Consider the following 12,593-nt stretch of genomic DNA (forward strand, 5'->3'; position numbering starts at 1 on the left):
AAGCGAGTATATGTTGACAACAAACCTCTTCTCAGAATATGCCAACCTTCCATCATGATCCATCGAAAAAGACGAATCCACAGGAAAGCGGATTCGTCTTCATCATAATCAACAGCTAGATCGTTTGTCTACCGTTTGAGCTCGGCGAGGCGCGCCTTGACGGCTTCGCGTTTTTCCATGTAATCTTGCCGCTTGCGCCGCTCTTCTTCGACGACATGAGCCGGCGCTTTCGCCAAAAATCCTTCGTTCGCCAGTTTCTTTTCGACGCGCTCGACTTCTTTGTTCCATTTGTCAAGCTCTTTTTCAAGCCGCTTAATTTCCTCCTCAATATTGATCAATCCTTCAAGCGGCATGATGAGCTCGGCGCCGGTGACGACCGCCGTCATCGCTTTGTCCGGCGCGGGAACGTTTGTATCGATCAAGAGCTCGCTCGGGTTGCAGAACCGCTCAAGATAGGCGCGGTTTTTCATGAGCGCCGCCCGCACTTGTTCATCTTTCACCTTAATATAGAGCGCAATCGGCTTGCTCGGCGGCGTGTTCACTTCGGCGCGGACGTTGCGGACGGCGCGGATGATGTCAACCAACAGCCGCATTTCTTCCGCGGCTTCTTCGTTCGACAGCTCAGGGCGCACTTGCGGCCACGGAGCGACGGTGATCGATTCGCCTTCATGCGGCAAGTTTTGCCAAATTTCCTCGGTAATGAACGGCATGAACGGGTGAAGCAGGCGCATCGTGTTGTCGAGCACATACGCCAACACGGAGCGCGTCGTCTTTTTCGCCGCTTCGTCGTCACCGTAAAGCGGCAATTTCGCCATTTCAATGTACCAGTCGCACAAGTCGTCCCAAATAAAGTTGTACAGCGTACGCCCCGCTTCGCCGAATTCGTATTTCTCAGCGAGCTTCGTCACCGTCTCGATCGTTTCGTTGAGACGCGTTAAAATCCAATGGTCGGCGACCGTTTTTTCGCCGCTCAAATCAAGCTCCTCGTACGTCATGCCGCCCATGTTCATCAAGGCAAAGCGCGAGGCGTTCCAAATTTTGTTAGCAAAATTCCACGTCGCTTCGACTTTTTCGGTGCTGAAGCGCAAGTCTTGCCCCGGCGAGCTGCCGGTCGCCAAGAAATAGCGGAGCGCATCGGCGCCGTACTGATCGATCACGTCCATCGGATCGACGCCGTTGCCGAGCGATTTGCTCATTTTCCGCCCTTGGGCGTCGCGGACGAGGCCGTGGATGAGCACGTCTTTGAACGGACGCTTTCCGGTGAATTCAAGCCCTTGGAAAATCATGCGCGACACCCAGAAGAAAATGATGTCATAGCCGGTGACAAGCACATCGGTCGGGTAGTAGCGCTTGTAATCCGGCGATTCCACATCCGGCCATCCCATTGTCGAGAACGGCCAAAGCGCCGAACTGAACCATGTATCAAGCACATCCGGGTCTTGTTCCCAATTTTCAATGTCCGCTGGCGGTTCATGGTCGACGTAAATTTCGCCTGTTTCTTTATGGTACCACGCCGGAATCCGGTGCCCCCACCAAAGCTGGCGTGAAATGCACCAGTCGCGGATGTTCTCAAGCCAATGCAAATACGTTTTCTCAAACCGCTCCGGCACGAACTGCACTTTGCCGTCCGTTTGCTGCAGCTTGATGGCGGCTTCGGCGAGCGGCTTCATTTTCACGAACCATTGCGTCGACAAATACGGCTCAACGACCGCGCCGCTCCGCTCGCTATGACCGACGGAGTGCACGTGCTCTTCGATTTTGAACAAAACGCCTTGCTCTTGCAAATCGCGGACGATCTGCTTCCGGCATTCAAACCGGTCAAGCCCCTGGTATTGCATGGCGTTTTCGTTCATCGTGCCGTCTTCGTTCATGACGAGAATGCGCGGCAAGTTGTGGCGATTGCCGATTTCAAAGTCGTTCGGGTCGTGCGCCGGCGTAATTTTGACCGCTCCGGAGCCGAACTCCATATCGACATATTCGTCGGCAATGATCGGAATTTCGCGGCCAACGATCGGCAGTTTCACCATTTTGCCGATCAAGTGCTTGTACCGCTCGTCATCGGGGTGCACAGCGACCGCCGTATCGCCGAGCATCGTTTCCGGACGGGTCGTCGCCACTTCAATGCAGCCGGAGCCGTCGGCGAGCGGATAGCGCAAATGGTAGAGCGCGCCTTTTACTTCTTTATAAACAACCTCAATGTCCGACAAAGCGGTTTTCGTCACCGGGTCCCAGTTGATGATGTACTCGCCGCGGTAAATAAGCCCTTTCCGGTAGAGCGAGACGAACACTTCGCGCACCGCTTTTGAGAGCCCTTCATCGAGTGTGAACCGCTCGCGCGTGTAATCGAGGCCAAGCCCCAACTTCGCCCATTGGCTGCGAATATGGCCGGCGTATTCTTCCTTCCACTTCCACGTTTCTTCTAAAAATTTTTCCCGGCCTAAATCGTAGCGCGACAGCCCTTGCTGGCGCAGCTTCTCTTCCACTTTCGCCTGGGTGGCGATGCCGGCGTGATCCATTCCCGGAAGCCACAGGACGTCATACCCTTGCATCCGTTTCATGCGCGTAATGATGTCTTGCAGCGTCGTATCCCACGCGTGCCCCAGATGCAGTTTGCCGGTGACGTTGGGCGGCGGGATGACGATCGTAAACGGTCGTTTGTTCGGATCACCGGTCGCTTCAAAAAATTTCCCTTTCAGCCACCATTCGTAGCGTCCCGCTTCGACCGCGCGGTGGTCGTATTTGGGCGGCATCGACACTTCGTGCTGTGCCATGTTTCATTTCCCTCCTTCAACATAATGGACAATGCGGCCGACGGCGGCTTCCCACTAAGCAATGCCGCGCAGCCGGCAAGCAAAAAAGCCCCTTTCATCCAAAAAGGACGAAAGGAGCTGCTTTCGCGGTACCACCTTTTTTCTTAAGCCCAAAGGCTTAAGCGCTTCATTGGCATAACGGCATGATGCCGGCTTCCTCTACTCGGCAGCAGCGCCTTTCAAAGAAGCAGCTCAAGGGCGACCTTCCAGCAGCCGTCATCCTAGGAAATCTCGCAGCTTCTGATTTCCCTCTCTGCAGGCGCGGACCGCTGTACTCCTCCCCGTCTTCGCTTTTGTCATCATTGTTCGATTATTATACTACCATTGTCCATCATCTTTGCCAAGTTTTTATTTATTTATTCCATCCGTGTGCATTTGGTGACAAACCATCGCACGTTTCATATTGTATAGTAAACCGGAGAAGGAGGGAATGTCGATGCGGCGATTCAACCCGTATTCGTGGCCGCCGTGGCTGAGGCAAGTGCGCGCCGTCTGCGCCCAAGTGATCATCCCGCTCACCATTTTTCAAGCGATCCGCACCATTTTTCTGCCAACAACGTTTGATGTCATTTTATTGGCCATCTTCGTTTTCATTGCCGTGGCGCTCCATTTGGAATGGATTTAGTGCGACGCCGTTTTGTTTGGCTGGATTCAAAATCGATTTAACCATTGCTGCTTTCATCCGCCGGCGGTTCGTTGTCCACCGCTTCTTCCTGCTGCCGAGCGGCGTCGCGTTGGACAAGGTGCATAACGAGCGCCTCCATATTTTTGAACGCCAAATAACGACGCTGCAACGCGGCCACATATTCCCGTTCGTTCCGCTCGTTCCGCGAAGCGGCCTCATACCGCTCCAAACAGCGGACAAACCCACGCGGCTCCGCCAAATGGCTGTATAAAAACGCCCGCTCCCCGTCGGACAGCGGCAGCTCCTTCTCGTACTCCTCCATTCCTTCAAGCCACTCGCGCCCAAGCGGCGGCATTGTCTGTACATGAAAACGGAGCGCGGCGATCACATCAAAGAGCGGCGAATTCCAATGCGCCCGCTCCCAACTGATCCAATACGGCGGGATATAGTGGGAGAGGCGCGCTTTGCCGTGTACCCAGGCGATGCGCCATTGCTTCGTCTCTTTGAGCGTCTCTTCCCACACATCGAGCCGTTCTTCAGCGAACGAGTACGCGCGCATCACCTCATGAAAATACGTGCAGCATTGGAGCTGAAACGGAGACATGTACCACGCCGCTTCGTACCGCTCAATCCGTTCTTCCCACACCGTCCGCGCCCGTTGCCATTCGTCCTTTTTTTGCTTTCGGTACGCCGCCGCCTCTTCCTCACTCACCTCGATCGTGCGGACGGTGGCGCGATGGAGGCGGGCGAGCTCGCGAAAAAAGGCGTCCGCCGCATCCTTCTCCACCTTTGATTCGCCGTCATGCCATGCTTGCAAATAATAAAGACGGCCGCCTTCTGTGGCAAACAGCGACCGCCGCCGCGTCAGGTAAAGCGGGAGACAACGGGGGCCGCCATGCTGAAGAGACTGCCAAACGGCTGCGGCTTCTTGCTCGCTTTCAAGCGGCTTTAAAGCGAAAACGCCGCGGTTCGTGTATACCTTGACGGCTTTGCCTCGCTGCTCCATGCGCACTGGACGAAGCCCATACTGGACGAGCACAGCATCATATCGGTCAGACTGTGCGGCCATCGTTACGCCCCCTTATCGGCAAAAGAAACGGAAAGCGTCCCTTTCATGAGAAAGGACGGCTTCCCGCCATGGCCGGAATATACAGCAGCTGCCCCTCGTGCACGTCATCTGGGCTTTCCAAATCATTGGCGCGCAAAAGCTGCGAGACGGTCACATCATACCGTTCGGCAATCTTGTCCAATGAATCTCCTTGCTGGACGATGCAAATTTTCAGTTTCGTAAACTCTTCCGCCTCGCTTTTCGCAAACAGTTTCGTCAAGTAAAGCGCATTTTCGCTTTTTGTTTTCGTTTCTTCTTCCTCTTCTTCCTCAACCGCCTTTTTCGCCGCCCCGATCGATACCTTCGCCTCAGTTGGCGGCAGCAGCGAAGCGATGTCTTCCTCCGTCTGTGCGCTGACCGCCTTCGTTTCCGTCTCAAGCGGCAAAAACGGCTCTTTGGCCTCCTCTTCTTCCTCAGCCTCCGTTTCTTCATGACGCATGGCAGCCGGCTCCATGACGGAAACCGTCGTTTCGCCGGCGGCAAAAGCCGGCTGTTCATCCGCCTCATCGGCGAGATCATCCACGGAAGCAAACGCTTCCTCACCGGCCGCTTCCTTGCGGGCGATTGATTCAAACGGGGCAAACAGCGGCTCATCGTCCTCCTCATCGTCCGGCAAATCATCGCCAAGCGGCGCTTCACTGATGCCGCTGATCGAAATGTCGGCAGTGATCAGCAATCTTCCGTTTTCATCCAAATCATAATCAAACGATTCAACTGTCACGTACACATCCTCAAGGGAACGAATGCGGTTTTTTGGAATCGTAATATCGATTGGAAAACGGTGCGACAGTTCGCTGATCCCGTCTTCGCGCACCGAAATGTGCTGAATGAACCGATAACCAGCCAGCTCAAACACGTCGTCATCCGCTTCAGCCTGCCCTTTGCCCGCTTGGCGGAATTCGCCGCTTAACTCAAGCGCGCCGCGGATCGTAATGTATTGGTCGTACTCATCGACGGAAATGACCGGATCAAGAGAAATGGATAAAAACTCGGCGACTTCCTGTCCCCTTTTAAACCAGACCGATTCTTCCAATGAAAAACGCAAATACGATTGCTCCAACCGGGCCTCCTCCTTCCGTCCCTTCGGCAAATGGTTTCTATGACATTATCCATTGTATGAACGGAAACGAGGCGGTATGATAAAAAATTGGGCTGCCGATGGTCGGCAGCCCCTTTCCTTATCCGCGCAGACGGGCAAACACCCGCTCAGCAGCGGCAATCGTATATTCAATATCATCATCACTGTGCGCCGTCGACAAAAACAGCCCTTCAAATTGCGACGGCGGCAGGAAAATGCCTTCATTCGCCATTTCCCGATAATAGGCGGCAAACAACTCCAAGTCGGACGTTTTCGCTGTCTCGTAGTTAACCACCGGCTCGTTCGTGAAGAAAAAGCCGATCATCGACCCAGCGCGGTTGATCGTATGCGGGATGTCGTATTTCTCTGCTGCCTGATGAAGCCCATCCGCAAGGCGCGCCGCTTTGCGGCCAAGCTCTTCGTACGTTTCCGGCGTCAGCTGGCGGAGCGTCTCGTACCCGGCCGTCATGGCGAGCGGATTGCCGGAGAGCGTGCCGGCTTGGTACACCGGCCCGTTCGGCGCGACAAGCTCCATGATCTCGGCTTTGCCCCCGTACGCCCCGACCGGCAAGCCGCCGCCGATCACTTTGCCAAGGCACGTCAAATCCGGCTCAATGCCATAATACCCTTGGGCGCAGTGGTAATCGACGCGGAACCCGGTCATGACCTCGTCGAAAATCAATAAGGCTCCGTATTGTTTCGTCACCTTGCGCAGCCCTTCCAAAAAGCCAGGCACTGGCGGAACGACGCCCATGTTGCCGGCGACCGGTTCGACGATCACCGCGGCGATGTCTTCGCCAAACCGCTCAAACGCATAGCGGACGCTGTCCAAATCGTTGTACGGCACCGTGATGGTATGCTGGGCGACCGATTCCGGCACGCCCGGGCTGTCCGGCAGGCCGAGCGTCGCCACGCCAGAGCCGGCTTTAATGAGCAGCGAATCGCCATGGCCATGGTAGCTGCCTTCAAATTTGATAATTTTGTTGCGCTTCGTGTAGCCGCGCGCTAAGCGGAGGGCGCTCATCGTCGCCTCGGTGCCGGAGTTGACCATCCGCACGATTTCCACCGACGGCACCCGCTCGATGACGAGCTTAGCGAGCTCATTTTCAAGCAATGTCGGAGCGCCAAAGCTCGTCCCTTGTTCCGCCACGCGCTTCAACGCTTCCACGACCTGCGGGTTGGCATGCCCTAAAATGAGCGGCCCCCATGACAGTACGTAATCAATGTACTCATTGCCGTCAATATCGTAAATTTTCGCTCCTTGGCCGCGCGCCATAAAAATCGGCGTCATCCCGACCGACTTGAAGGCGCGCACCGGGCTGTTCACCCCGCCCGGCATCAATTTCACCGCTTCTTCGTATGCTGCCTTTGACCGTTCATAGCTCCGCATCATTCCGTCCTCCTCTCTATTCAGCCAGCCAGCGGGCGACATCTTTGGCAAAATACGTAATGATCAAATCCGCGCCCGCCCGTTTCATCCCTGTCAACATTTCCATGACGACCGGCTTCTCATCGATCCAACCGTTTTGCGCCGCCGCTTTGACCATCGCATACTCGCCGCTCACGTTATAGGCGACAAGCGGCAACGGAAAACGGTTTTTGACGTCGCGGATAATATCCATGTAGGCAAGCGCTGGCTTCACCATCAAGAAATCAGCGCCTTCTTTGACATCCGACTCCGCTTCACGGAACGCCTCAAGGCGGTTGGCCGGATCCATTTGGTACGTCTTCCGGTCGCCAAACTGCGGCGCGCTGTCGGCGGCATCACGGAACGGGCCGTAAAAAGCCGAAGCGTATTTGATTGCATACGACATGATCGGCACATACTCAAACCCTGCTTCATCAAGCCCACGGCGAATGGCGGCGACAAAGCCGTCCATCATGTTCGACGGCGCGATGATGTCGGCGCCGGCTTGCGCTTGGCTCACCGCCGTTTTGGTGAGGAGCTCGAGCGACGGGTCGTTCAGCACACGCTCGTTTTCGACGACGCCGCAATGGCCGTGGCTCGTATATTCACATAAACACGTATCCGCAATGACGACTAGATCTTTGTGTTCGGCTTTGATTTGGCGGATCGCCCGCTGAACAATCCCTGTTTCGCAATACGCCTGCGAACCGACTTCATCTTTTTCATTCGGCACGCCAAACACCATGACGGCGGGAATGCCAAGCTTGGCGATGTCGTCCACTTCCTCGGATAAGCGGTCAAGCGACAAATGGTAAACCCCTGGCATCGACGGCACTTCCCGCTTAATGCCGCTTCCCTCGACCACAAACAGCGGATAAATGAGATCCTCGACGCGAAGATGCGTCTCACGCACCATCGCCCGAATCGCAGCCGTTTGCCGCAGACGGCGATGGCGGTCAAATGACAGTGCCATTCATCGTCCCTCCATGGAAAAATATTGTTCCATCGCTTTGATTATACCATCCGTGGTGTAATCCGTCGGACAAATATGGACCGGAATGCCCGCCCGCTCGGCCGCTTCTTTCGTCACCGGTCCGATGCAGGCGACCGCAACACCGGAAAGAAGGACATCCGCTTCTTTGTCGAGAAGGCGGACAAGGCTGTCAACCGCCGACGGGCTCATCAAGGTGACCGCATCAAGCTCCCGCCGGCGCAGCAGCGACAACAACCGCTCCCGGCCGCTTTCATCAGGCTTGGTCTCATACACCGTGAGCTCGTCGACCGCGGCGCCGGCGTTTCGCAACGCCTCAGGCAAGGTCGGGCGCGCCAAATTGCCTTTGACAAACAGCACCCGGTCGCCTTGTTTGACGCGCGGCATGAGCAAGTCAGCCAGCCGTTCAGCCGTGTAATCATCCGGCACGAGCGCCGGGGAAAGACCATGCTCGGCGAGCGCCGCCGCTGTTTTCCGGCCGACGACAGCCATCTCCGGCAGCGGCCGCGGCAACGAAACATGTGGAAAAAAGAAGCGGACGGCGTTCGCGCTTGTGAAAACGAGCCAACGGTATTCGCCAAGCTGCTCAACCATAGAAGCGATTTCTTCCGGCGCCGCCGGTCGGATGGCAATGAGCGGGATCTCGACCGGCACGGCGCCGACAGCGCGCAGCTTGGCAGAAAATGACGCGGCCTGCTCTTTGCCGCGCGTCACAAGCACCGTTTTGCCGGCGAGCGCGCTGTGTGTCATGATTGGCTCAACTCCTGTTTCACCCGCTCGATGAGCGCTTTCGCCCCTTGTTCGATCAAGACAGCGGCCGCCTGCCGGCCGACGGCCTCCGGATCGGCGCCCGTGACCATTTCTTTATACTTTTCTTTTCCATCCGGCGAAGCGACAAGGGCCGTGAGGCGCACCATGCCGCCGTCTGCTTCAGCGTAGCCGGCAATCGGCACTTGACAGCCGCCTTCCATTTGCTGCAAAAAGGCGCGCTCCGCCCGAACAGCCCGCTCGGTTTGCTCGTCGTTTAACCGGCTGAGCCATTGGCGCAATTCGTCATCATCCTCCCGGCATTCGACCGCCAGCGCCCCTTGGCCGACCGCCGGAACACAGACATCAAAAGGAAGATAGTCGCTGATGACGTCATCGCCCCAACCCATGCGCGCAAGACCCGCCGCCGCCAGCACGATCGCATCGTACTCTTCGCTTTCGAGCTTCGCCAACCTTGTGTCAATATTGCCGCGAATCCATTTGATCGTCAAATCCGGGCGATAGGCAAGCAGCTGCGCCGAACGGCGCAAGCTGCTCGTGCCAATGACCGACCCAGGCGGCAAGTCGGAGAGCATCCGGTTTCCTTTGCTGACAAGCACATCGCGTGCATCTTCGCGGCGCGGAACCGCACCGATCACTAAACCTTCGGGCAGCACAGCCGGCATATCTTTCATGCTATGGACCGCCATATCGATGCCGCCGGCGAGCAATTCATGCTCAATCTCTTTCACAAACAACCCTTTGCCCCCGACTTTCGAGAGCGTAACATCAAGCACCCGATCTCCTTTCGTGACGATTTCTTTCACTTCAAACGTAAACGGCGCCCCAAGCTGTTTCAATTCGTTGATCACCCACTTCGTCTGGGTCAAGGCAAGCTTGCTGCGCCGCGAGCCAACGACAATGTTCCGCATCTCGTTCCACCTCAATTACGAATACCAAAAATGAAATTTTGACAAACTGCCAAACAAGAAAAAGTTGACAAGCAAAAATAAAAACGAACCGATATTCCATAGCGCGATCGCCTTCCCTTGCATCTGCCGGACGGCTCGCTTGTAAAAATAGACGCCATAGACGAGAAGAACGACAAACGACCCGAGCACTTTCGCATCATACCAATGGAAATGGTCGATTTGAATATACGCCCAAATCACGCCAAGAATGAGCCCTAATAACAACATAGGCAAGCCGAGCGCATTTAAAACATACGACAAAAAATCAAGCCGCAACAAATCCGCCATGCGCCAAAGGCGCGCCCCCCACTTTTTCTTTTTCAGCAAACTGTACTGCAACATGTAAAGCACCGAAAACAGAAACGACAGCGTAAACGCCGCATACGCTCCGAGCGAAAGGGTGATGTGGATGATAAGCAGCTCCGAAACGAGCCGCTCCGCAACAGCCGGCGACTGCGAAGACGGTGCGAACGTATGAATGGCCAAAATAAAAAAAGCAAGCACGTTCGTAAAAAAGACGATGAAATCGACGCGCAGCAGCCGATTGATGACGAGCGACAGCGTAATGAGCAGCCAAGCGTAAAAATAAAGCCCTTCCGACATCGTTAAAATCGGAAAGCGCTTCGTCTCCATGATGCGAGAAACAAACGTCACTGTCTGCAAAAGCCACACAATAGAAAGCAACCAGAAGGCGATGTCGTTCGCCTTCCGGTTTTGTTGCAAAAAATCGATGAAATAGAATAGGATCGAAGCGATGTAAAGCAAAATAGACAACTCATACAACAGCGCCACCATCCATCCCACCTTACAGCTGCCATGATGGGCGGGCGGCACGGACCGCTTCCGCGTCTTGTTCATCGTATTGCACGGATTTCGCCTGCTGCATATGCCGCTCGGCTTTCACCGCATCTTCGATATTGAAAATTTTCATAAACAGCAAAAGCGCCTCCTCGGCATTCGGGCCGGCAGCGAGTTCCTTCGCCTGCAAAATCGGATCGCGGAGCAGCTGGTTAATAATGCTTTTCGTATGCTTATTCAACACTTTCCAGTCGCGCTCCGACAAATGCGGCAGTTTCCGCTCCAAACTTTTCATCGTTTCCGCTTGGATGGCCAGCGCCTTTTCGCGCAATGCGGCAATGACTGGCACGACGCCGAGCGTCTGCAGCCATTGGCTGAACGCCATAAGTTCCGCTTCGATCATCATTTCAATGCGAGCCGCTGCCTTTTGCCGTTCCGCCAAGTTGGCCGCCACCACATCTTGCAAATCGTCAATGTCGTACAAAAACACCGTTTCCAAATCAGCCAACGCCGGATCCAAATCGCGCGGCACCGCGATGTCAACCATAAAGAGCGGGCGGCCTTTGCGCATTTTCTCAAGCGGCGCCACCATTTCCTTCGTCAAAATATAGCCTTTGGCTCCCGTCGAGCTGATGACGATATCCGCTTCCAGCAAAGCGCATGACAATTCGCCGAGCGGCTTCGCTTCGCCGGCAAACTGCTTAGCAAGCTGTTTCGCTTTTTCAAGCGTCCGATTGACGACCGTCACCTTCCCGACGCCGCTGCCGTACAAGTTTTGCGCCGCCAGCGTCCCCATTTTGCCGGCCCCGATAATCAAGACGTGCTTGCCGGCAAGGCGGCCGAAAATCTTCTTCGCCAGCTCAACCGCCGCATAGCTGACCGATACAGCGTGCGCGCCGATGCCCGTTTCCGAGTGGGCGCGCTTCGCAAACGTCACCGCCTGCTTGAACAGATGATTGAAAATCGTGCCGCTCGTCCCGACCTCTTGAGCGAGCAAATAGCTGTCTTTCACCTGCCCTAAAATTTGCGTTTCCCCAAGCACCATCGAATCAAGGCCGGCCGCCACGCGGAACAAATGCTTTATGGCCGCCTCTCCTTCAAGCACACGCAAATACGGAGCAATCGCTTCCACTTTGACGCCAAACCATTCGGCTAAAAATGCTTTCATATAGTAACGGCCGGTATGCAGTTGATCAACCACTGCATAAACTTCCGTCCGGTTGCACGTCGAGACGATCACATTTTCGAGCACGCTTTTTTGCTTGGCGAGCTGTTTCATCGCCGCACCGAGTTCCGCTTCCGCAAACGCGAGCTTTTCGCGGATTTCTACAGGGGCGGTTTTATAGTCGACGCCAACGACTACGATTTGCACGATGCCAACCCCCTTATTGACCGAATCCCTTTTATCATTATATCACAACCGTCCATCGTTCCGGTTTGAAAAAATTGTGAACATGCCTCCAAAGCTATGCTAAACTGTAGACAGTGATCATTCTATCATAAACATGTCCAAAAGGGAAACGGAGGACGCGACGATCATGAAAACCCGAACGGTATTCGCCGGCATCTTATTCATTGGCCTCGGGCTGTATTTTCTCGCCGGACAGATGGAATCCCCCCTTTTCCATTTCTTCCAAGGGTGGCCGGCCTTGCTTGCCATTTGCGGCGCGGCTTTGCTTGGCCAGGCGCATTCAGCGCGCGAATATGCTTACCTTTTCCCCGGCTTTCTTTTACTCGGATTTGGCGTTGAGTTGCTCCTTGCGAGTGCATTTTCGGCCTGGCCCCGCGGCGTGAACATGTTTTTTTTCCTCATCGCGCTCGCTTTTTTCGCCAGCAGCCGCAAACAAAAAGGCGGGGCCGGCTTTGGCGTGCTTTTTTTGCTTCTCGCTGTCGTGCTGACGTTTTCCGGGCGCGGCCAGCCATTCTTTCACCTCGTCCAAGCCGGACTTTCCTCTGTCTGGAAGTTTTGGCCGCTCGGACTCATCGCCATCGGCGTCTATATATTATGGACTAGGCGAAAATAGCCTTGGAAGTGAAAACACCAGCGGAATCGCTGG

At 55.2% G+C, this 12,593-nt stretch carries 11 protein-coding genes and 1 other annotated feature; of the genes, 2 read left to right on the forward strand and 9 right to left on the reverse strand.

What is annotated here, in order from left to right:
* Positions 1–128: 128 nt before the first annotated feature.
* Positions 129–2,771 (reverse strand): valine--tRNA ligase, encoded by a 2,643-nt coding sequence (locus GYMC52_RS13405; protein ID WP_013524253.1) that lies wholly within the window; start codon positions 2,769–2,771, stop codon positions 129–131.
* A gap of 100 nt (positions 2,772–2,871) precedes the next feature.
* Positions 2,872–3,107: a binding site (T-box leader), on the reverse strand.
* Positions 3,108–3,246: 139 nt separating this feature from the next.
* On the opposite strand from GYMC52_RS13405, the gene GYMC52_RS13410 reads away from it, so the two are divergent.
* On the forward strand, positions 3,247–3,435 hold the full coding sequence (locus GYMC52_RS13410; RefSeq protein ID WP_011232115.1) for a hypothetical protein: 189 nt from the start codon (positions 3,247–3,249) through the stop codon (positions 3,433–3,435).
* 37 nt (positions 3,436–3,472) lie between these two features.
* Here GYMC52_RS13410 and ysxE read toward each other — a convergent pair whose 3' ends face one another.
* From ysxE to hemA, 8 genes are all read right to left on the reverse strand, one after another.
* Complete coding sequence (ysxE, locus tag GYMC52_RS13415; RefSeq protein WP_013524254.1) at positions 3,473–4,504, reverse strand: spore coat protein YsxE; 1,032 nt, start codon at positions 4,502–4,504, stop codon at positions 3,473–3,475.
* 43 nt (positions 4,505–4,547) lie between these two features.
* Positions 4,548–5,603, reverse strand: coding sequence for a stage VI sporulation protein D (spoVID, locus tag GYMC52_RS13420; RefSeq protein ID WP_013144590.1), 1,056 nt, complete (start codon positions 5,601–5,603; stop codon positions 4,548–4,550).
* 118 nt (positions 5,604–5,721) lie between these two features.
* Entirely contained in the window at positions 5,722–7,011 is a 1,290-nt protein-coding gene (gene hemL, locus GYMC52_RS13425; protein ID WP_013524255.1) for a glutamate-1-semialdehyde 2,1-aminomutase, read from the reverse strand.
* Between the two features lie 16 nt (positions 7,012–7,027).
* Entirely contained in the window at positions 7,028–8,002 is a 975-nt protein-coding gene (gene hemB, locus GYMC52_RS13430; protein WP_013144588.1) for a porphobilinogen synthase, read from the reverse strand.
* Positions 8,003–8,770, reverse strand: coding sequence for a uroporphyrinogen-III synthase (locus tag GYMC52_RS13435; protein WP_013524256.1), 768 nt, complete (start codon positions 8,768–8,770; stop codon positions 8,003–8,005).
* Positions 8,767–9,699, reverse strand: a complete 933-nt coding sequence (hemC, locus tag GYMC52_RS13440) for a hydroxymethylbilane synthase (RefSeq protein ID WP_013144586.1) — start codon at positions 9,697–9,699, stop codon at positions 8,767–8,769. Before hemC ends, GYMC52_RS13435 begins: the two co-directional genes overlap by 4 nt.
* A gap of 15 nt (positions 9,700–9,714) precedes the next feature.
* A complete protein-coding gene (gene ccsA, locus GYMC52_RS13445) occupies positions 9,715–10,533 on the reverse strand; it encodes a cytochrome c biogenesis protein CcsA (protein ID WP_013524257.1) in 819 nt (272 codons plus the stop codon).
* Positions 10,534–10,543: 10 nt separating this feature from the next.
* Positions 10,544–11,908: a glutamyl-tRNA reductase gene (gene hemA, locus GYMC52_RS13450; protein ID WP_013524258.1), complete on the reverse strand. Its 1,365-nt coding sequence runs from the start codon at positions 11,906–11,908 to the stop codon at positions 10,544–10,546.
* A 166-nt stretch (positions 11,909–12,074) separates the two neighbouring features.
* Here hemA and GYMC52_RS13455 point away from each other — a divergent pair, with 166 nt between their 5' ends.
* Positions 12,075–12,560 (forward strand): LiaI-LiaF-like domain-containing protein, encoded by a 486-nt coding sequence (locus tag GYMC52_RS13455; RefSeq protein WP_013144583.1) that lies wholly within the window; start codon positions 12,075–12,077, stop codon positions 12,558–12,560.
* Positions 12,561–12,593 lie beyond the last annotated feature (33 nt).

It is taken from the genome of Geobacillus sp. Y412MC52 (assembly GCF_000174795.2).
GTDB lineage: Bacteria > Bacillota > Bacilli > Bacillales > Anoxybacillaceae > Geobacillus > Geobacillus thermoleovorans.